The sequence below is a fragment of the Kitasatospora sp. NPDC048715 genome (assembly GCF_043198905.1).
Lineage (GTDB): Bacteria > Actinomycetota > Actinomycetes > Streptomycetales > Streptomycetaceae > Kitasatospora > Kitasatospora lactacystinica.
The window spans coordinates 46,978-66,720 of record NZ_JBICVH010000010.1 but is presented as its reverse complement, the minus strand read 5'-3'; the positions used below and the strand labels follow the sequence as shown (position 1 = coordinate 66,720).

Annotated in this window: 15 protein-coding genes and 2 tRNA genes; 6 read left to right on the top strand and 11 right to left on the bottom strand. The window is 72.3% G+C overall.

The annotated features are described in order from the left end of the window. A complete protein-coding gene (locus ACGFSC_RS19795) occupies window positions 1-1,392 on the bottom strand; it encodes a bifunctional folylpolyglutamate synthase/dihydrofolate synthase (RefSeq protein WP_380634308.1) in 1,392 nt (463 codons plus the stop codon). Between the two features lie 184 nt (window positions 1,393-1,576). On the opposite strand from ACGFSC_RS19795, the gene ACGFSC_RS19790 reads away from it, so the two are divergent. From ACGFSC_RS19790 to ACGFSC_RS19780, 3 genes are all read left to right on the top strand, one after another. Further along, window positions 1,577-3,010 carry a glycosyltransferase family 2 protein gene (locus tag ACGFSC_RS19790; protein WP_359908159.1) on the top strand — a complete coding sequence of 478 codons (1,434 nt, stop codon included), beginning with the start codon at window positions 1,577-1,579 and terminating at the stop codon, window positions 3,008-3,010. Window positions 3,011-3,062: 52 nt separating this feature from the next. Beyond that, window positions 3,063-4,208, top strand: coding sequence for a non-hydrolyzing UDP-N-acetylglucosamine 2-epimerase (gene wecB, locus ACGFSC_RS19785; protein ID WP_359908162.1), 1,146 nt, complete (start codon window positions 3,063-3,065; stop codon window positions 4,206-4,208). A 165-nt stretch (window positions 4,209-4,373) separates the two neighbouring features. After that, window positions 4,374-5,918: a glycosyl hydrolase family 18 protein gene (locus ACGFSC_RS19780; protein WP_359908165.1), complete on the top strand. Its 1,545-nt coding sequence runs from the start codon at window positions 4,374-4,376 to the stop codon at window positions 5,916-5,918. A gap of 39 nt (window positions 5,919-5,957) precedes the next feature. Here the strand turns inward: ACGFSC_RS19780 and ACGFSC_RS19775 are convergent, their stop codons facing one another. Together ACGFSC_RS19775 and ACGFSC_RS19770 are read right to left on the bottom strand one after the other, a co-directional pair. Further along, window positions 5,958-6,482: a hypothetical protein gene (locus ACGFSC_RS19775; RefSeq protein ID WP_359908168.1), complete on the bottom strand. Its 525-nt coding sequence runs from the start codon at window positions 6,480-6,482 to the stop codon at window positions 5,958-5,960. 312 nt (window positions 6,483-6,794) lie between these two features. Beyond that, complete coding sequence (locus ACGFSC_RS19770) at window positions 6,795-9,434, bottom strand: valine--tRNA ligase (protein ID WP_359908171.1); 2,640 nt, start codon at window positions 9,432-9,434, stop codon at window positions 6,795-6,797. A gap of 190 nt (window positions 9,435-9,624) precedes the next feature. On the opposite strand from ACGFSC_RS19770, the gene ACGFSC_RS19765 reads away from it, so the two are divergent. Then, window positions 9,625-10,494, top strand: a complete 870-nt coding sequence (locus ACGFSC_RS19765; protein ID WP_380348082.1) for a hypothetical protein — start codon at window positions 9,625-9,627, stop codon at window positions 10,492-10,494. A gap of 73 nt (window positions 10,495-10,567) precedes the next feature. Here the strand turns inward: ACGFSC_RS19765 and clpX are convergent, their stop codons facing one another. The 5 genes from clpX to ACGFSC_RS19740 all read right to left on the bottom strand — a co-directional run bounded on the left by clpX (window position 10,568) and on the right by ACGFSC_RS19740 (window position 15,691). Next, window positions 10,568-11,857: an ATP-dependent Clp protease ATP-binding subunit ClpX gene (gene clpX, locus ACGFSC_RS19760; RefSeq protein ID WP_045696864.1), complete on the bottom strand. Its 1,290-nt coding sequence runs from the start codon at window positions 11,855-11,857 to the stop codon at window positions 10,568-10,570. Window positions 11,858-12,312: 455 nt separating this feature from the next. Next, window positions 12,313-12,975 (bottom strand): ATP-dependent Clp protease proteolytic subunit, encoded by a 663-nt coding sequence (locus ACGFSC_RS19755; RefSeq protein WP_359914840.1) that lies wholly within the window; start codon window positions 12,973-12,975, stop codon window positions 12,313-12,315. A 55-nt stretch (window positions 12,976-13,030) separates the two neighbouring features. After that, window positions 13,031-13,651, bottom strand: a complete 621-nt coding sequence (locus ACGFSC_RS19750; RefSeq protein WP_380353544.1) for an ATP-dependent Clp protease proteolytic subunit — start codon at window positions 13,649-13,651, stop codon at window positions 13,031-13,033. A 268-nt stretch (window positions 13,652-13,919) separates the two neighbouring features. Continuing rightward, window positions 13,920-15,311 (bottom strand): trigger factor, encoded by a 1,392-nt coding sequence (tig, locus tag ACGFSC_RS19745; RefSeq protein ID WP_359914834.1) that lies wholly within the window; start codon window positions 15,309-15,311, stop codon window positions 13,920-13,922. A gap of 306 nt (window positions 15,312-15,617) precedes the next feature. After that, window positions 15,618-15,691: transfer RNA gene (locus tag ACGFSC_RS19740), tRNA-Pro, on the bottom strand. Between the two features lie 194 nt (window positions 15,692-15,885). Here ACGFSC_RS19740 and ACGFSC_RS19735 point away from each other — a divergent pair. After that, window positions 15,886-15,956 (top strand) — tRNA-Gly (locus ACGFSC_RS19735). Window positions 15,957-16,030: 74 nt separating this feature from the next. On the opposite strand, the gene ACGFSC_RS19730 is transcribed toward ACGFSC_RS19735, so the two are convergent. Further along, complete coding sequence (locus tag ACGFSC_RS19730) at window positions 16,031-16,588, bottom strand: hypothetical protein (protein ID WP_359914831.1); 558 nt, start codon at window positions 16,586-16,588, stop codon at window positions 16,031-16,033. A gap of 190 nt (window positions 16,589-16,778) precedes the next feature. On the opposite strand from ACGFSC_RS19730, the gene ACGFSC_RS19725 reads away from it, so the two are divergent. Further along, window positions 16,779-17,570, top strand: coding sequence for a DUF6348 family protein (locus ACGFSC_RS19725; RefSeq protein WP_359914828.1), 792 nt, complete (start codon window positions 16,779-16,781; stop codon window positions 17,568-17,570). A 33-nt stretch (window positions 17,571-17,603) separates the two neighbouring features. Here the strand turns inward: ACGFSC_RS19725 and ACGFSC_RS19720 are convergent, their stop codons facing one another. Together ACGFSC_RS19720 and ACGFSC_RS19715 are read right to left on the bottom strand one after the other, a co-directional pair. Then, on the bottom strand, window positions 17,604-17,801 hold the full coding sequence (locus ACGFSC_RS19720) for a hypothetical protein (protein ID WP_359914825.1): 198 nt from the start codon (window positions 17,799-17,801) through the stop codon (window positions 17,604-17,606). A gap of 478 nt (window positions 17,802-18,279) precedes the next feature. Further along, window positions 18,280-19,506 (bottom strand): PP2C family protein-serine/threonine phosphatase, encoded by a 1,227-nt coding sequence (locus ACGFSC_RS19715; RefSeq protein ID WP_359914822.1) that lies wholly within the window; start codon window positions 19,504-19,506, stop codon window positions 18,280-18,282. Window positions 19,507-19,743 lie beyond the last annotated feature (237 nt).

Below are 19,743 nucleotides of genomic sequence, written 5' to 3'. Positions count from 1 at the left end.
TCACTTCCTCCCGAGCAGCAGGCGGGCCTCGCCCACCGTGATGACCGAACCGGTGACCAGCACCCCGGAGCCGCCGAGGTCGCCCTCCTCCTCGGCGAGGGTGACGGCGGCGGCGATGGCGTCGTCGAGCCGGGGCTCGACCTGGACGCGGTCCGGGCCGAAGACCTCCACGGCCAGCGCCGCGAGCGCGTCGACGTCCATCGCGCGGTGGGTGGAGTTCTGGGTGATGACGACCTCGGCCAGGATCGGCTCGAAGGCCTCCAGCACGCCGGCCACGTCCTTGTCCCCGGAGGTGCCGATCACGCCGACGAGCCGGGTGAAGCCGAAGGACTCGGTGAGCGCGGCCACGGTGGCGCGGGCGCCGTGCGGGTTGTGGGCGGCGTCCAGGACGATCGTGGGGCTGCGGCGGACGACCTCCAGGCGGCCCGGCGAGGAGACGCCGGAGAAGGCCTGGCGGATCTTGTCCACGTCCAGCTGCCCGCCGCGCGCGCCGCCGACGCCGAAGAAGGCCTCGACCGCGGCCAGGGCGAGGGCCGCGTTGTGCGCCTGGTACTCGCCGTGCAGCGGGATGAAGACGTCCTCGTACTCCTCGCCGCCGAGTCCGCGCAGCGTCACCAACTGTCCGCCGACGGCGAGTTCGCGGCGGATCACGCCGAACTCCATGCCCTCGCGGGCGACCGTGGCGTCCACCTCGACGGCGCGGCGCAGGATGGTCTGGGCGGCGTCCAGCTGCTGCTGGGCGACGACGGCGACGGCACCGGACTTGATGATCCCGGACTTCTCGACCGCGATCTCGCCGGTGGTCCCGCCGAGCTTGTCGGTGTGGTCCAGCCCGATCGGGGTGATCACCGCGACGGCGGCGTCGATGACGTTGGTGGCGTCCCAGGAGCCGCCCATGCCGACCTCGACCACGGCGACGTCCACCGGGGCGTCGGCGAAGGCCGCGTAGGCCATGCCGGTCAGCACCTCGAAGAAGGACATCGGCACCGGCTGCGCCGCGTCGACCATCCGCACGTAGGGCTCGATGTCGCGGTAGACCTCGACGAAGCGCTCGGGGCTGATCGGGGCGCCGTCCAGGCTGATCCGCTCGGTGACGGACTCCACGTGCGGGCTGGTGTAGCGGCCGGTGCGCAGCTCGAAGGCGTTGAGCAGCTGCTCGACCATCCGGGCGGTGGAGGTCTTGCCGTTGGTGCCGGTGATGTGGATGGAGGGGAAGGACCGCTGGGGCTGGCCCAGGATGTCCATCAGCGCCTCGATCCGGTCGAGCGAGGGCTCCAGCTTGTTCTCCGGCCAGCGTTCGGAGAGCTCCACCTCGACGTCGCGCAGGGCGTCGCCGGTGCCGCCGTCGGCGGGGCGGATGGTGTACGGGTTCGGGTCGGCCTTGTCGCTCACGACCACAGTCTACGGAGCGCCGACGGGTCCTCCTCACGGGGTGAGAACCACCACTTTGCCCATCCTTTGCCGTGATCGCCCATTTTTCTCCCTTTACTATCGATTTGGCGATTTGAACCGCAATGAAGCATCGATTCGCAACCAATGGGAGCCAACAGCCTTTGATCACTAGGAGCAGTTCGCCATGCCCGACGCCCTGCACGCATGGATCGTGCTTCGCCAGGACTCCGTCGTCCGGATCGCCGGACTGATCTCCCTGGCCCTCGTCGGCTACATGCTCCTGGTCTTCGGCCGCTTCCTCGTGTACTGGGCGGGCTCCCGGCACGCCTTCCGGCACGGCCGCCCCGCCGAGCCCGGCGACCCCGCCGCCTTCCAGTGGCACCTGGTGATCCCCTGTCGCGACGAGGAGGCCGTGGTCACCCAGACCCTGGACGGCCTGCGGGCCGGCGCGCCCGAGGCCCACCTGTGGGTGATCGACGACGACAGCGAGGACGCCACCCGCGAGCTGGTGCTCGCCGCCGCGGCCCGCGACCCGCGGGTCCACCTCGTCCAGCGCCGCCGCCCGCACGCCCGGATCGGCAAGGGCGCCGCCCTCAACGCCGCCTACCGGGAGATCTCCACCTCGCTGCCCGAGGGCACCGACCGCTCCCGGGTGGTGATCGGCGTGGTCGACGCCGACGGACAGCTCGGCCCGGACACCCTCGCCCGGGTGTGCAGCGCCAAGGCCCTCGGCCGCCCCGACACCGGCGCCGTCCAGATCGGCGTCCGGATGCGCAACGCCGACGACGAACTCCCGCTGCCCGGCCGCGGCCGGACCGCCAACGCCCTGGCCCGCGCACTGGTGCGGATGCAGGACATCGAGTTCCAGGCCACCAACACCGGCATGCAGCTGCTGCGCCGCCGCACCGGCAGCGTCGGCCTCGGCGGCAACGGCCAGTTCGTCCGGCTCACCGCCCTCGACTCGCTGACCGCCGAGGAGGGCCGGGCCGGCCGCCCCTGGCCGGAGCGCGCCCTGCTGGAGGACTACGAGTCCGGCCTCGACCTGCGGCTGGCCGGCTGGCGGCTCACCCACGTCACCGAGGCCCAGGTCTCCCAGGAGGGCCTGATCTCGCTGCGCCGCTTCCTCACCCAGCGCACCCGCTGGGCCCAGGGCAACATGCAGTGCCTGCGCTACACCGGCCGGGTGCTGCGCTCCCCGCACTACACCCCGTCCGGCAAGGCCGAGGTGCTGTACACCTTCCTCCAGCCGGTGGTCTGCGTCCTGCTGGTGCTGCTCCTCCCGCTCTCGCTCGGGATCACCGGCGCCGGGGTGGTGCTCTTCCCGGAGGAGACCGCCGAGTTCCAGCTCAGGTTCGGCCCGTGGATGCTGCTCGCCTTCGTGCTCGCCGCCCTGCCGATGGTGTTCTGGGGCTTCGCCTACCGCAGGGCCGTCCACCCCGACCGGAGCCGGCTCACCGCCCTGCTCTGGGGCGTCCTGGTCTGGCTCTACGCCTATCACCTGTTCGTGGTCGCCACCCGGGCCGCGGTCCGGATGCTGCTCGGCCGCAACGGCTGGGCCAAGACCCGCCGCAACGCCGAGAAGGTCGCCGTCGGCGCCCCCACCGCGCTCGAGTCCTGACCCGCCTCCCCTCCCCTCGCGCCGCCCCGCCCCCACGCCACCGGAGTCCCGCATGAGCACGTGCCTGCCCCCGTCCAGCGTCGCCGTCGTCCTCGGCACCCGCCCCGAGCTGGTCAAGCTCGCCCCGCTGATCCACGAGCTCGGCGACGCCACCCGGCTGGTGCACACCGGCCAGCACTGGGACGAGGCGATGTCCGGCCGCTTCCTGCGCGACCTCGACCTGCCCGAGCCCGAGCTGCTCACCGGTGTCGGCGGCCGCCCCCGGGCCGGCCAGATCGCCCGGTCGCTGGGCCAGCTGGACACCGCCTTCGCCGAGGACCGCCCGCTGGCCGTGGTCGTCCAGGGCGACACCAACGCGACCCTGGCCGGGGCGCTGGCCGCCAACGCCCGGGGGATCCCGCTGGTCCACGTCGAGGCCGGGCTGCGCAGCTTCGACCGGGCGATGCCCGAGGAGCACAACCGGGTGATGGTCGACCACGTCTCCGACCTGCTCTGCGCCGCCACCGGGGAGAACGTCGCCAACCTGCGCGCCGAGTCGCTGGCCGAGGAGCGCATCGAGCTCACCGGCAACACCGTCGTCGAGGTGGTCCGCCGTCAACTGCCGGACGGGGCCGCCCGCGCCACCCTGCTCGCCGCGCACGGGCTGCGCCCGGACGGGTACGTGCTGGCCACCGTGCACCGCCCGGAGAACACCGACACCGCCGAGGCGCTCGGCGCGGTGCTCGCCGAGCTGGACCGGATCGCCCGGGCCGGCACCCCGGTGCTGTTCCCGATGCACCCGCGCACCCGGGCCGCCGTCGAGCGCTTCGGCCTGGACGGCCTGCTGGAGCGGCTGGCCGTCACCGGCCCGGTCGGCTACGGCGACTTCCTGGGCCTGGCGGGCCACGCGGCCCTGCTGGTGTCCGACTCCGGCGGCGTGCAGGAGGAGTGCACCGTGCTCGGCCGCCCGCTGCTGGTGGTGCGCCGCTCCACCGAGCGCCCGGAGGCGGTGGCGGCCGGCTTCGCCGCGCTGGTGCCGCCCGGCGAGGAGCTGGGCGCCCTGGCCCGCGCCTGGCTCTCCGACACCCCCGAGCGGCTCGCCCGGCTGGCGGCCACCCCGAGCCCGTACGGCGACGGCCTGGCCTCGGCCCGGATCGCCGCGCTGACCGCGGCGATCGCCGGGCCGGCCGGGGTCGGGTCCGCACCACTGGCCGCGTAACGCCCCCTTGACAGCAGAATTGGTCTACTCCACCTTGTGAGGCAAGTCTCCGTTCCCGACCGGGACTTGAGTTGTCGGTAGCTCCCGCACGCGCACCATCGACACCCCGGACGGCGTTCCTCCCCCACGAGGCGCCGCCGGGCCTCCCCCACTGGAGACGGAGTCATGCCACCTGCCCGACACCGGCGCCCGCGCGCCGTCCGTTCGCTGCTCGCCGGAGCGAGCGCCCTGGTCATCGGCCTGGGCGGACTCGCCCTGGCCGACGGCACCGGCGCCCACGCCGCCGACACCGATCTGATCACCAACGGCGGCTTCGAGACCGGGAACCTGTCCGGCTGGACCTGTTCGAGCGCCACGGTCCGGAACACCGCCGCGCACTCCGGCACGTACGCCCTGCAGTCCACCCCGAGCGGGAGCGACACCGGCGAGTGCACCCAGACCGTCGCGGTGAAGCCCTCCTCCTCGTACACCCTGAGCTCCTGGGTCCAGGGCTCGTACGTCTACCTGGGCGCCCGCGGCACCGGCGGCACCGATCCGAGCACCTGGACCCCCGGCGGCACCGGCTGGACCCAGCTGAGCACGGGCTTCAGCACCGGCCCGAACACCACCAGCGTCACCGTCTACCTGCACGGCTGGTACGGGCAGCCGGCCTTCGCCGCCGACGACGTCTCGCTGCTCGGGCCCGGCGGACCGCAGCCGTCCCCGAGCCCGACCGCCACCACCACCTCCACCGCCTCGCCGAGCCCGACGGCCACCGCCACGGGCACCGGCAGCCCCACCCCCACCGGGACGTCGACCCCGACCAGGCCCCCGGGCCTGCCCAAGCACATCCTCACCGGCTACTGGCAGAACTTCGACAACGGCGCCACCGTCCAGCGGATCAGCGACGTCCCGGCCGCCTACGACATCATCGCGGTCTCCTTCGCGGACGCCACCGCCACCCGCGGCGGCCTGGGCTTCACCCTCGACCCCGCCCTCTCCTCCCGCCTCGGCGGCTACACCGACGCCCAGTTCAAGGCCGACATCGCGGCCAAGCGGGCGGCCGGAAAACGGGTGGTGCTCTCCATCGGCGGACAGAACGGCACGGTCTGGGTGGGCGATTCCGCCTCCGCCGCGAACTTCACCGACTCCGCCTGGGCGCTGATGCAGGGCTACGGCTTCGACGGGATCGACATCGACCTGGAGAACGGCATCAGCTCCACCTACATGGGCCAGGCGCTGCACGCCCTCGCGGCAAAGGCCGGGAGCGGATTCGTCCTCACCATGGCGCCGCAGACGATCGACATGCAGTCGACCGGCATGGAGTACTTCAAACTGGCGCTGAACGTGAAGGACATCCTCACCATCGTCAACATGCAGTACTACAACTCCGGCGCGATGAACGGCTGCGACGGGAACGTCTACTCGCAGGGCACCGAGAACTTCCTCACCGCGCTGGCCTGCATCCAGCTCAAGGGCGGGCTGCGCCCCGAGCAGGTGGGACTCGGGGTGCCGGCCTCCACCAGCGCCGCCGGCGGCGGGTACCTCGCCGCCGCCACGGTCAACAACGCGCTGGACTGCCTGGCCTCCGGCACCAACTGCGGCAGCTACAAGCCGGACACCAAGTGGCCGGGCATCGGCGGCGCGATGACCTGGTCGACCAACTGGGACGCGAAGGCGGGCAACCCGGTCGCGAGCACCATCGGTTCGCACCTGCACGCCATGCCGTAGCCGGACCGGCCGGCCTGCCCGGCTGCCGGCGGCCCGGGTTCAGACCCCGGCCCGGGCCTCCGGCACGTGCGCGGCGCCGCCGTGCCGACGGCGCAACTCGGCCGTGATCTCGGCCAGTTCACCGTCGGGCAGCAGCGGCAGCATCATCGCGACGCCCTGCAGCAGGCCGCCGAGCAGGAAGGTGGTGTCCGGCGTCGCCGCCACCAGGCCGCGGACCTCGGCCACCTCGCCGGCCGCCACCGCCTCGATCAGCCGGGCGGCGCTCGCGGTCTCCTCGTCCACGTCGACCGCGCCGGTGTCCTCCGGGGCGCGCCGGGCCATCGCCCGCAGCACCCTGTCGCCGACCTCGGGGGCGTACGCCTTGCGGACGGCCTCGGCGGCGATCCAGGTGAGCAGGGTGGTCACCTCGCGCTCGGCGTGCTCGGCGAACAGCAGGTCCAGCTCGTGGTCGAACGCGATCTGGTTGCCGTGCCGGAACGCGAGCAGCAGGGTCGCCGCCCTGGCCTTGGCCTCCTCGACCGCCTCCAGAGGCAGTTCGTCGGCCAACTCCTCGGTCACCACCACGCCATGCCCTCCCGTCCGTCGCTCAGCAGGAACGCTCAGCGGAAACGCCCATTCGGAAACTCCGTGCACACGGTACACAGCGGACCTGCAAACTTCCGCGAACCCGCGCGGGCAAGACCGGAATCAATTCGCTCGGAATAGGACCTCACCCGGTCGCAGGATGATAATTCGCCGGAAGGGAGCAATGTTTCTGGGCTATTTGGTGTAGTGAAAGCACCCGGGTAGCCGTTCCGGAAGCGAACACCGGAAAAACGCCCGAGGGGCCGCACCCCGCGTGTCGCGGTGTGCGGCCCCTCGGGGACCGGTCCGGGCTCAGCCCTGCGGCAGCGCCGCGAGCTGGGCGGTGATCCGGGCGATGTCGGCCTCGGCGGCCTCCTGACGGCCCCGGATCTTGGCGACCACCTCGTCCGGCGCCTTGGCGAGGAACGCCTCGTTGCCGAGCTTGGCGGTGGTCTGGGCCTTCTCCTTCTCGGCGGCCGCGAGGTCCTTGGCCAGGCGCTTGCGCTCGGCCGCGACGTCGATGGTGCCGGAGAGGTCCAGCGCGACGGTGGCACCGGCGACCGGCAGCGAGGCGGTGGCCGCGAAGCCCTCCTCGGGAACGGTCAGCCGCAGCAGCGAGCGGATCGCGTCCTCGTGGACGGACAGCACGGTGCCGGCCAGCTCCAGCTGGGCCGGGACGCGCTGCGCGGGCTGGAGGCCCTGGTCCGAACGGAACCGGCGGACCTCGGTGACCACCTGCTGGAGGGTGGCGATCTCCGACTCGGCGGCCGCGTCACGGTAGCCGCTGTCCTTCGGCCACGCGGCCACGACCAGCGACTCGGCGCCGGTGAGCGTCGTCCACAGCGCCTCGGTGACGAACGGGACGACCGGGTGCAGCAGCCGCAGCGTGACGTCCAGGACCTCGCCGAGCACCCGGCGCGAGGCGTCCGCCTGCGGGCCGCCCTTGGCCAGGGTGGTCTTGGAGAGCTCGACGTACCAGTCGAAGACCTCGTCCCAGGCGAAGTGGTACAGCGCGTCCGTCGCCTTGGCGAACTGGAAGTCGTCGTACAGCGCGTCCACCTTGGCGACGGTGGCGTTCAGCCGCGACAGGATCCAGCGGTCGACCGCGGTCATGTCCTCGGGCGCGGGCAGCGCGCCCTCGGTGGTGGCGCCGTTCATCAGCGCGAAGCGGGTCGCGTTCCAGATCTTGTTGCAGAAGTTGCGCGAGCCCTTGACCCAGTCCTCGCCGATCGGCACGTCGGCGCCCGGGTTGGCGCCGCCGGCCAGGGTGAAGCGGACGGCGTCGGCGCCGTAGGCGTCCATCCAGTCCAGCGGGTCCACGGCCGTGCCGGAGGACTTCGACATCTTCTTGCCGAACTCGTCGCGCACCAGACCGGTCAGGGCGACGGTCTTGAACGGCGCCTCGCCGTCCATCGCGTACAGGCCGAACATCATCATCCGGGCGACCCAGAAGAAGATGATGTCGTGGCCCGTCACCAGGACGTCGGTCGGGTAGAACTTCTCCAGGTCCGCGGTCCGCTCCGGCCAGCCGAGCGTGGAGAACGGCCACAGGCCGGAGGAGAACCAGGTGTCCAGGACGTCCGGGTCCTGGACCCAGCCCTCGCCGGTCGGCGGCTGCTCGTCCGGACCGACGCAGACGACCTCGCCCTCGGGGCCGTACCAGACCGGGATCCGGTGGCCCCACCAGAGCTGGCGCGAGATGCACCAGTCGTACATGTTGTCGACCCAGTCGAAGTAGCGGCGCTCCAGCTCCTTCGGGTGGATCTCCACCTTGCCGTCGCGGACGGCGTCGCCGGCGGCCTTGGCCAGCGGCTCGACCTTGACCCACCACTGCAGCGACAGCCGCGGCTCGACCACGGTGTGGCAGCGCGAGCAGTGGCCCACGGCGTGCATGTACGGGCGCTTCTCGGCGACGATCCGGCCCTGCTCGCGCAGCGCGCCGACGACGGCCGAGCGGGCCTCCAGCCGGTCCATGCCGAGGAAGGGGCCGTGCACGGTGATCGCACCGCGATCGTCCATGACCGTCAGGTTGGGCAGGCCGTGGCGCTGGCCGATGGCGAAGTCGTTCGGGTCGTGCGCGGGCGTCACCTTGACGGCGCCGGTGCCGAACTCCGGGTCGACGTGCTCGTCCGCGACGACCGGGATCTCACGGTCGGTCAGCGGCAGCTTGATGGTCCGGCCGACCAGGTGCCGGTAGCGCTCGTCCTCGGGGTGGACGGCCACCGCGGTGTCGCCCAGCATCGTCTCGGCCCGGGTGGTGGCGACGACGATCGAGTCCTCGCCCTCGCCGTAGCGGATCGAGACCAGCTCGCCCGGCGTGTCCTCGTGCTCCACCTCGATGTCGGACAGCGCGGTGAGGCAGCGCGGGCACCAGTTGATGATGCGCTCGGCGCGGTAGATCAGGCCGTCGTCGAAGAGCCGCTTGAAGATGGTCTGGACGGACTGGGACAGGCCCTCGTCCATGGTGAAGCGCTCGCGCGACCAGTCCACGCCGTCGCCGAGGCGGCGCATCTGGCCGAGGATGCGGCCGCCGTAGCTCTTCTTCCACTCCCAGACCTTCTCGACGAAGGCCTCCCGGCCCAGGTCGTGGCGGGAGAGGCCGGACTCGGCGAGCTGCTGCTCGACCTTGTTCTGGGTGGCGATGCCGGCGTGGTCCATGCCCGGCAGCCAGAGCGTCTCGTAGCCCTGCATGCGCTTGCGGCGGGTCAGCGCGTCCATCAGCGTGTGCTGGAAGGCGTGGCCCAGGTGCAGGGCGCCGGTGACGTTCGGCGGCGGGATGACGATGGTGTAGGCGGGCTTGTCACTCTTCGCGTCCGCGGTGAAGTAGCCACGCTCCACCCAGCGCTCGTACAGCTCGCCCTCTACGTCCGCGGGGGTGTAGGTCGTCGGGAGGGTCGCTGCTTCGTCCCCGGCAAAGGTGCTCACGGGGCGCTGGTTCGTCGTGTCGGTCACGACGCACAGTTTACGTAACCGGGGGGAGGGTCACGAACCGCTTTCGGTGCCCGGACCCGCCGCGCCCGGGCGGGCCCCGGTCCGCCACCGTGCGGTAGCGTGCCCGGGCACTCGTCCGGCGGACCGGACGGGCACGGAACGACTGGACACCACGACAGGCCGCGGGTGCGGCGGGGGAGCACGAACGCAGATGTACGGCCAGGGACAGCAGTACCCGCAGGGACAGCCGCAGCCCTACGGCGGCCAGCCGCCGCAGTACGGGGGGCAGCCGCCGCAGTACGGCCAGCCCCAGCAGCAGCCCTACGGCGCACCCCAGCCCCCGTACGGCCAGCCCCAGTACGGGCAGCCGCCGCAGCAGCCCTACGGCGCACCCCCGCAGCCGTACGGCGCGCCGCCGCAGGCGCCGTACGGCCAGCCGGGCTACCCGCCGCCCCAGCAGCCCAAGGGCAAGGGCGGCCTGGTGATCGGGCTGGTGGTCGGCGCGCTGGTGCTGGGCGGCGGCGGCTACGCCGCCTGGTCGTTCCTCGGCGGCAAGGACGCGGGCGGCCAGTACAAGCTCACCGCCCCGCAGACGCTGCTGGACGGCTACGTCCAGAAGTCGGCGAAGGAGGAGGCCGCCGACATGAGCAAGCCCGAGGTCTCCAAGGTCGGCAAGGACCTGCACGCGGTGGTGGCCAGCTACGGCAAGGGCACCGACGTCAAGAACGTGGACTCGCTCTCGGTGATCGGGATCTACGGCGACCTCAACGACCCGGACCAGATCATCGCGGACTCGAAGAAGGACGGCGGCGGGGTCAGCTGGACCACGCCGATGACCGACTACCCCGCGAAGGACAGCCACGCCTCCGCCGGCAAGCTCAGCTGCGGCGTGATCAGCGTGATCGCCGGCAAGGCCGGGCCGACGGTCTGCGTGTGGGCGGACAAGTCCACCTACGGCCGGGTCACCTTCACGAAGATGAGCCTGGGCAGCACCGGCGGCGACAGCGGCCAGGGCGTCACCCCGGACCAGGCCGCGGAGAAGACCCGGGCGATCCGCGACGCCATGAAGGTCGCCAAGTAGCGCGCGCGTGACACGGGAGGGGCCCCGCACCGGATCCGGTGCGGGGCCCCTCCCGTGTCGCGGAGGCCTCGGGTCAGGCGCTCTTCTCCCGGCGCTCGCGCTTGATCATGTCGCGCGGCACCAGGGTGGGGATGGCGTGCTTGGAGACCACGTCGCCGGTGACCACCACGCGGGCGACGTCCTGGCGCGAGGGGACCTCGTACATCACGGACATCAGCACCTCCTCCATGATGGCCCGCAGCCCGCGCGCGCCGGTGCCGCGCAGGATCGCCTGGTCGGCGATCGCCTCAAGCGCGTCCCGGGAGAACTCCAGCTCCACGCCGTCCAGTTCGAACAGCTTGCGGTACTGCTTGACCAGCGCGTTGCGCGGCTCGGTGAGGATCTGGAGCAGCGCCTCGCGGTCCAGGTTGTGCACGCTGGTGATCACCGGGAGACGGCCGATGAACTCGGGGATCATGCCGAACTTCACCAGGTCCTCGGGCATCACCTGGCGGAAGTGGTCGCTGGCGTCCGACTCCCGCTTCGAGCGGATGTTGGCGCCGAAGCCGATGCCCTTGGCACCCGCGCGGCCCTCGATGATCCGCTCCAGGCCGGCGAACGCGCCGCCGACGATGAACAGCACGTTGGTGGTGTCGATCTGGATGAACTCCTGGTGCGGGTGCTTGCGCCCGCCCTGCGGCGGCACCGAGGCCGTGGTGCCCTCCAGGATCTTCAGCAGGGCCTGCTGCACGCCCTCGCCGGAGACGTCCCGGGTGATCGACGGGTTCTCGCTCTTGCGCGCGACCTTGTCGATCTCGTCGATGTAGATGATCCCGGTCTCGGCCTTCTTGACGTCGTAGTCGGCCGCCTGGATCAGCTTGAGCAGGATGTTCTCGACGTCCTCGCCGACGTAGCCGGCCTCGGTCAGCGCGGTGGCGTCCGCGATGGCGAACGGCACGTTGAGCATCCGGGCCAGGGTCTGCGCCAGCAGCGTCTTGCCGGAGCCGGTGGGGCCCAGCAGCAGGATGTTGGACTTGGCCAGCTCGATGGCGTCCTCGCGGCCGTTGCCGCCGCTGCGGCCCGCCTCACCGGCCTGGACCCGCTTGTAGTGGTTGTAGACGGCGACCGACAGCGCCTTCTTGGCGAGGTCCTGGCCGACCACGTACTGGTCCAGGAACTCGTAGATCTCGCGCGGCTTCGGGAGCTCCTCGAAGCGCACCTCGGAGGTCTCGGCGAGTTCCTCCTCGATGATCTCGTTGCACAGGTCGATGCACTCGTCGCAGATGTACACGCCTGGGCCGGCGATCAGCTTCTTCACCTGCTTCTGCGACTTGCCGCAGAACGAGCACTTGAGCAGGTCGCCACCGTCTCCGATGCGTGCCACGAGGTGCTTCCCCTTCGCCAGGGGCCCCGCAGGGTTCCGGGGCCTGGTGCTGTGGACCGTCAACGCCGACGGCGCTCGGTCTCGCTATCCGACGGTACTCTGCCGGGCCCGTGATTCCGGCCTCTTCGCCAGGTCTGCCCTACGCCCTGGGCGAATTGATACCGAACAGATGCCGTCGCGCGGGCCCGCCGATGGGCCGGGGCGGGGGGGGGGCCCCCCGGGGGCCCCCCCCCCCCCCCGCCCCCCCCCCCCCGGGGGGGGGGGGGGGGGGGGCCCCCCCCCCGGGGCGCGGCGGGGGGGGGGGGGGGGGGGGGGGGGGGGGGGGGGGGGGGGGGGGGGCGGGCGGGGGGGGGGGGGGGGGGGGGGGGGGGGGGGGGGGGGGGGGGCCCCGGGGGGGCCCCCCCCCCCCCCCGACGGCCCCTCCGACCCGGGGGCGGGCCGGGAGGGCGCCGACCTCAGGAGGTCAGCGAGGTCTTGCGGGTGGAGATGATCTGGTCGATCAGGCCGTACTCGGCGGCCTCCTCGGCGGTCAGGATCTTGTCGCGCTCGATGTCGTCGCGCACCTGCTCCGCCGTCCGGTTGGAGTGCTTGGAGAGCATCTCCTCCAGCTGCTCGCGCATCCGGAAGATCTCCTTGGCCTGGATCTCCAGGTCGGACACCTGGCCGCGGCCGGTCTCGGTGTACGGCTGGTGGATCAGGATGCGGGCGTTCGGCAGCGCCATCCGCTTGCCGGGGGTGCCGGCGGCGAGCAGCACGGCCGCGGCGGAGGCCGCCTGGCCCATGCAGACCGTGGTGATGTCCGGCTTCACGTACTGCATGGTGTCGTAGATGGCCGTCAGGGCCGTGAACGAGCCGCCGGGCGAGTTGATGTACATCTGGATCTCGCGGTCCGGGTCCATCGACTCCAGGCACAGCAGCTGCGCCATGATGTCGTTCGCCGAGACGTCGTCGACCTGCGAGCCGAGGAAGATGATGCGCTCCTCGAACAGCTTGGCGTACGGGTCGTACTCGCGGATGCCCTGCGTGGTGCGCTCGACGAAGCGTGGGACGATGTAGCGGCCCTCGGCGCGCATGTCCTCGACGCGGGCCTTGGCGGCCGACAGGCTGGGGATGTTCATGGGGTCCTTGTCCTCCGGGGCGTTGGGGCTGTGGTCTCGCGGGCCGGGCCGAGGCTCAGGCAGCGCCCGTGCCGCCGCCGCCGGGGACGTCCGCGGCGCTGTGCATGATCGCGTCGATGAGGCCGTACTCCAGGGCCTCCTCCGGGGTGAACCAGCGGTCGCGGTCGGAGTCGGCGGTGATCTGCTCGAAGGACTGGCCGCTGTGGTGGGCGATCAGCTCGGACATCCGCTTCTTGGTGCGGAGCAGCTGCTCGGCCTGGATGCGGATGTCGGTGGCGGAACCGCCGAGGCCCGCGGAGGGCTGGTGCATCAGGATGGTCGAGTTCGGCAGCGAGAAGCGCTTGCCCGGGGCACCCGCGGTGAGCAGGAACTGGCCCATCGAGGCCGCCATGCCCATCGCGATGGTGACGACGTCGTTCTTGATGTACTGCATGGTGTCGTAGATCGCCATGCCGGCCGAGATCGAGCCGCCCGGGGAGTTGATGTAGAGGAAGATGTCCTTGTCCGGGTCCGCGGCCAGCAGCAGCAGCTGCGCGGTGATCTTGTTGGCGATGTCGTCGTCGACCGCCTGGCCGAGGAAGATGATCCGCTCGTTGAGCAGCCGGTTGTAGACCTGGTCGCCAAGGCCGCCGAGCACGTCACCAGCGGCGGCGTGCGGCGCCATCGGGCCAGGCATCTGCATCTGCGGGAACGTCACTTAGCCACCTGCTCAGTCGGTTTGGACGGTCGCTCCACGGCCGTCACGATGTCGCACAGCTTCCGGGTATCACGTCGTGATTGGTGCTGTCCAAGGACCCTAACGCGCAGGCCGGGCCGCAGAATCCCTCACGCAGAACTGTTCGCTGTGAGCGCAGGGTCGCGGTGGTCGCGGGCGGGGACGACAGCGGGCCCGGACACCGTACGGCGTCCGGGCCCGCTGCAGCCTGGAGGGGCTACCGGGGCGCTCAGGCCTCGGTCTTCTCCTCGGCGGAGGTCTCCTCGGCGGCGGCCTCGACGGTCTCGGCCGTCTCGTCCTCGTCGTCGAAGTTGATCTCGTTGCCCTCGGTGTCGACGACCTTGGCGGCCTCGACCACGGTGGCCAGCGCCTTGCCGCGGGCGACCTCGCCGACCAGCAGCGGAACCTGGCCGCCCTGGACGACCTGCTGGGCGAACTGGTCCGGGGTGAGGCCGGAGCCGGCGGCGCGGCGGATGAGGTGCTCGGTCAGCTCCTCCTGGTTAACACCCAGCTCCTCGTCGGCGACGATCTGGTCCAGGACGAACTGGGTCTTGATGCCCTTCTTCGCCTGCTCCTCGATCTCCGCGTCCCACTCCTCGGCGGTCTTGCCCTGGGTCTCCAGGTAGGCGTCGAGGGAGAGGCCCATCGGCTGGAGCTGGTGGTGCTCCACGTTGTGCTTGCGGGTCTCGACCTCGTCCTTGAGGAGCTTCTCGGGGTACTCGATCTCAACCAGGGCGAGCAGCGCGTCCAGGACCTTCTCCTGGGCCTGGGTGGCCTGGTCGTACTCCTTCATGCGCTCCAGGCGCTTGCGGGAGTCGGCGCGCAGGTCCTCCAGGGTGTCGAACTCGCTGGCCAGCTGGGCGAACTCGTCGTCCAGCTCGGGCAGCTCCTTCTCCTGGACGGCGGTGACGGTGACGGTGACCTCGGAGGTCTTGCCCGCCTGGGTGCCACCCTTGAGCTCGGTCTCGAAGGTCTTCTCCTCGCCGGCCGACAGGCCGACGACGGCCTCGTCGATGCCGTCGATGAGGCGGCCCGAGCCGATCTCGTAGCTGACGCCGTTGGCGGTGCCGTCGTCCGGCACCTCGCCGTCGACCTTGGCGACCAGGTCCACGACCACGATGTCGCCCTCGGCGGCGGCGCGCTCGACGTCCTTGACCGAGGAGAAGCGCTCGCGCAGCTGCTCCAGCGACTTCTCGATGTCCTCGTCGGAGACGACGATCGGGTCGACGGTCACCTCGATGGAGGAGAACTCCGGCAGGGTGACCTCCGGACGGACGTCGACCTCGGCGGTGAACTTCAGGTCGCCGCCATCGGCGATCTTCTCGACACCCTCGATGTTGGTGATGTCGGGCTGTCCGAGGACCTCGATCTTGCCCTCGTCGACGGCCTGCGTGTAGAAGCGCGGCAGGGCGTCGTTGACGGCCTCTTCCAGCACGGCACCACGGCCGAAGCGCTGGTCGATGACCCGGTTCGGGATCTTGCCCTTGCGGAAGCCCGGGACCGAGACCTGCTGGTTGATCTTCTTGTACGCCGCGTCGAGGCTGGGCTTGAGCTCCTCGAAGGGCACCTCGACGGTGAGTCGAACCCGGGTCGGGTTCAGAGTCTCGACGGCGCTCTTCACGGTTAGGTCTCCTAGGGGCTTGCGGTCAGGTTGTCTCCGCCCGTCCCCATCGCCCGGCCGGAGCCGGAAGGGGGGTCGGACGAGACGGGCGATGGGCGGTTGGAGCTGCATCTCCCGTGGGGTGGACGGTGAGCTTGACTCCTCGCCCTCGTGCGGTTGACCTGGGTGGACGCCACAGGGACTACCGCCAGCGCCCCATCCTACCGGTACCACGAAAGGCGGACGCCAGGCGCCACCGTACCGCCGCCGGGGAGCTCCCACACAGAACAGGGCCCCGCCCCCGTCGGGCGAGACCCTGCCGCACTGTCGGGGTGACCGGATTCGAACCGACGGCCTTCCGCTCCCAAAGCGGACGCGCTACCAAACTGCGCCACACCCCGTGGTGCCGAGAGGAAGCGTACACGCCGGGCCTGCACGGCTCGCCGAGTTGTTCCGCGCGGGCGCGACCGCGACATATACCGCGCGGGCGCGAGGGGGTGCACGCAGGGCGCTGGGCGAGGGGGCGTGCGCTCGGGCGGCCGGACCAGGTACGCTGTCCCCCGGACTTCCGGCCGGTGACGGCTGGGAGCGTCGTGCGGGCGTAGCTCAATGGTAGAGCCCTAGTCTTCCAAACTAGTCACGCGAGTTCGATTCTCGTCGCCCGCTCTCCGATCCGGCCCCGGTGCGCCCAGCGCACCGGGGCCGTCGGCGTTCCCCGGGCCGCCGCGGCCCCTTCCGCCTCAGAGTCCGAGCCGTGCGGCCCGGGCGGCGGCCCGGTCCAGCAGCTGGTGGACGTCGCCCTCCCGGGTGGTCGGGCGGTCGTTGTACTCGTCCGGGGAGCGCGCCGGGCGGCCGGTGGCGTGCAGCACCTCCATCAGCTGGACCCGGGCGGTGCGCACGGTGTCCGGGGTGCCGTAGCCGTGTGCCAGGACGGCGGCCTGCGCGCCGAGCAGGCAGACCCGGCCGGCCGCGTCCCACATCGCGCCCTGGAGCCAGCCGTGCGCCCCGATGTAGCGGGAGGCGAGCCGGAGGTGGTCGGCCGCGCCGACCGGCACGGGCCGCGCGGGCCGGCCCAGCGCCCGGTCGAGCAGGGTGGCCCGGGGCTCGGGGTGGCCGGCCTGCCAGGGCCGCAGGACGCTGCCGTGGGGGCAGACGTACGGCACCGGGGTGCGCGCGGGGGCGGGCAGCGAGGCGAGGTAGGCCTCGATCTCGGCGACCAGCCCGGGGCCGGCCGGGCCGAACGGCGGCGGCCCGGGGGCGAGGAGGACGGGCGGGGGCGGGGCGGTGGTGCGGGGCATGCGGGTCCTCCGGGCGGACGGCCTTCAGGTTCCGCTGCCCAAAGTGGGGCATCCAGGACAATTCCGCGACCGGAGGACCGCGGGGTCCGCATGGTTTCCCGGCGGGCTGTCGGGCCGATAGCCTCGGCGGCGTTCGAGCGCAGTTCGAGCGCGAGCTCAGCCGCCGCGCTCCCGAGGTGGAGGAGTCCCGGTGCATCCGCAGGAGCGACTGGCCGTCATTCAGCGCTGTGTGGTCCGGGAGATGGCGCGACTGGGCCAGGTGTTCCGCCCGGACGGCGAAGTGGTCCGCGGCCCCGGCACCACCGCGGTGGCGGTGCGCGAGCACCCCGGGGACGACGGCGCCGGGCACGTGGACCTCGGCTTCGTGCTCCACCTGGGCCGGGCGGACGCCCCGGTGGTGTGGGACTGCGCGGCAGGCCTCGGCAACACCGAGGAGGAGAAGCTCGCCAACGCGGTGAAGATGTGGGCGACCACCACCGCCCCGGTGCTGGTCGAGGTCGCGGGGGGCCGCGGGATCCGCGCCGACCGCCCGGCCCTGCCCGGACTCCCGGGCTGGCACGCGGTGCAGGGGCCGGCCGCGGTGTTCGGCTTCGGCAACGAGCACCTGGCGGGCTGGCTCGCCGAGCACCGGGTGCTGCCGGCGCTGGCGCCCGCGCTGCGCGCCGGGTTGACCGGGCCCGGGCCGGTGGGCGTCAAGCTCTTCCTGGGCGGGAAGGCGGGGGACGACGTCGCCGAGGTCCGGGTGGGCGGCGAGGTGTCGGAGGCGGCGTCGGCGGCGCTGCGCGCACTGGACTGGCCGCGGGGCGAACGGCTGTGCTGGGCACGGCTGTTCGTGCTGCTGACGGCCGAACCGACGGCATCGGGGCAGCACACGCCGGCGGGTGCGGTGGCACCCGCGCCGATGCGTGCCCCGGCCCCGGCGGCGGCGCGCCCCCGGGGACTGTTCGCTCGCTGGCGGGAGGCCAGACGGGCCGACCGGTGACCCCTGGGCGAGGGTGCGGACGGCCCGGCCGGGTCAGCCGCCGGTGATGCCGGAGATGCTGTGCGCGAGGTTGGCCAGCAGGGAGTTGATGGAACCGGCGACCGTGGTCTCGTGGAGCATGAAGCCGAACAGGGCGGCGACGATCGCGTGCGGGATCTTCATCTGCTTGTTGCGGATGAAGATGATGCACAGGATCGCGAACAGGACCAGTGCGGAGACGGAGAGTGCCACCCGGACTCACTTCCTCGTTTTCATAGCGGGGTGCCGCCGCCCGGCGGCACCTGCGAAAGCCGGACCCCGGCCTGTCCGACGGTCCCGAGGCGGAATCGCGGACCGTCCGGCGCAGCGCCGGCGAGGGAGCCCGCAGTCGACCGCTGTCTGTCGTGCCGCACGTGACGCCCCCAATCCCCCGAATCCTGAACAGTCCCGCCCGGACTCAGTGTGGTCGACCGTGCCGATTGCGTAAAGGTCTGAAAGTCAGCCCAACGCCGATATCCTGCGATGCGAGACGAGTTTCCGCCGACCGGGACGATAGCGGAGCCGTCCTGACGAATCGTCGGCGGGGCCGTGCTGAGCGGCCGGAAAACGGCCGGGGGCGGGGAACGGAAGCCGCTGGTCCGCTCCGTCGACGGGGCCTGCGAATTGGCCGAAGATCAGCTGCCGGGCTTGACAGCGGCGGCTGCCCTTGGCATGTGCCCCGACGGCGCCGTCAGTCGCGCCAGAGCAGCAGCACGGCGCGGTCGTCGTTGATGTCCCGGGCGACCGTCTCGATCAGCGCCGCCGCGGTGCCCGTACCCGTCCCGGGTCCGCCGCCGGGCACCAGCCGGTCCGCCTCCCCCATCAGCCGGTCCATGCCCTCCCCGAGGTCCCGGCCCGGGGCCTCGACCATGCCGTCGGTGCACAGCATCAGCACGTCGCCCCGGTTCAGCCGGCCGCGCACGCCCTCGAACTTGGCGCCGTCGTAGATCCCGAGCAGCGGGCCCTCGGCCTGCTTGACCTCCCAGCGCCCCTCCCCGGCCAGCCGCTGCATGCCCGGCAGGTGCCCGGCCGAGAGCAGCTCGTACTCCCCGGTGTCCAGGTCCAGCACCAGGTGGACGGCGGTGGCGAAGCCCTCCTCCCAGGACTGGCGCAGCAGGTAGCCGTTGGCGGCGGGCAGGAAGTCGTGCGCGGGCAGCGAGCCGACCAGGCCGCCGAAGGCGCCGGAGAGCAGCAGCGCGCGGGAGCCGGCGTCCATGCCCTTGCCGGAGACGTCCGCGAGGACCACCTCCAGCAGCCGCTGGCCGGGGCCGGTGCGGGCGGCGACCACGAAGTCCCCGGAGAAGGACTGGCCGCCGGCCGGGCGCAGCGCCATGTCCGCGTGCCAGCCCTCCGGCAGCTCGGGCACCCGGCTCTGCACCCGCAGCCGCTCGCGCAGGTCGAACAGCATGGTGGAGCCGCCCCACCAGGGCACGCCGACCCGGGCCCGGAACTGGGCGAGCAGCAGGCCGCCCACCCCGGCGGCGCCGACCACCAGGGCCGCGCCCGGGGTCACGCCGTAGATGTACGCCTCGGGGTTGTCGCTGGCGACCCGCTGGCCGGTGTGGATCACGGACTCGGAGGAGAGGCCGAGCGCGGCCAGCGCGTAGAGCACCACCAGACTGCCGGGGCGCAGCAGCAGGGCGCCGGCCAGGATCGGCAGGACCAGGGAGGTGGGCGGGGCCCAGTCGGGCATCCAGATGTTGAGCAGGATCAGCAGCGGGACGAGCAGGGCGAGCGCGCAGAGCACCGGCCAGTCGGCGGCGCCGCCGCGGAAGTAGTCCACACCGGCTGTGCGCAGCCTTCGGCGGACCCGGCGGACCCTCTTGCGCAACCGGGCCGTCACGGACTCGGACGCCGTGGCGGCGCCGGGCCTCGTCGCAGTCGTCTGGGGCGGTGTGCCCGGCGCTCTGCCAGCCATGGGGTCCGACCCTATCCACGGGCACGGCCCGGCGTCGACGGGCCGGGGGCGGGCGCGGGCGCCGGAGCGCGGGGCGCCCGGCGGGTTTCGGCCGATCGGCGGGGTTGCGGGCGTGCCGTCAGGAGGCGTACGCCGGTTGGGCGTACGGAACCGTGCGGGCGGCGTGCGCGCCCCGCGTACGGGGGTGTCCGAGCGCCGGGGCCTGTGGCCGATCCCACAGGCGGAGCGGGCCGCCGC

Coding starts and splice junctions, on each gene's coding strand:
- ACGFSC_RS19715 (WP_359914822.1), bottom strand. CDS start 19,506: ATGGCTGGCAGAGCGCCGGGCACACCGCCCCAGACGACTGCGACGAGG.
- ACGFSC_RS19755 (WP_359914840.1), bottom strand. CDS start 12,975: ATGAACATCCCCAGCCTGTCGGCCGCCAAGGCCCGCGTCGAGGACATG.
- ACGFSC_RS19790 (WP_359908159.1), top strand. CDS start 1,577: ATGCCCGACGCCCTGCACGCATGGATCGTGCTTCGCCAGGACTCCGTC.
- ACGFSC_RS19730 (WP_359914831.1), bottom strand. CDS start 16,588: ATGCCCCGCACCACCGCCCCGCCCCCGCCCGTCCTCCTCGCCCCCGGG.
- ACGFSC_RS19750 (WP_380353544.1), bottom strand. CDS start 13,651: ATGCCTGGCCCGATGGCGCCGCACGCCGCCGCTGGTGACGTGCTCGGC.
- wecB (WP_359908162.1), top strand. CDS start 3,063: ATGAGCACGTGCCTGCCCCCGTCCAGCGTCGCCGTCGTCCTCGGCACC.
- ACGFSC_RS19780 (WP_359908165.1), top strand. CDS start 4,374: ATGCCACCTGCCCGACACCGGCGCCCGCGCGCCGTCCGTTCGCTGCTC.
- ACGFSC_RS19765 (WP_380348082.1), top strand. CDS start 9,625: ATGTACGGCCAGGGACAGCAGTACCCGCAGGGACAGCCGCAGCCCTAC.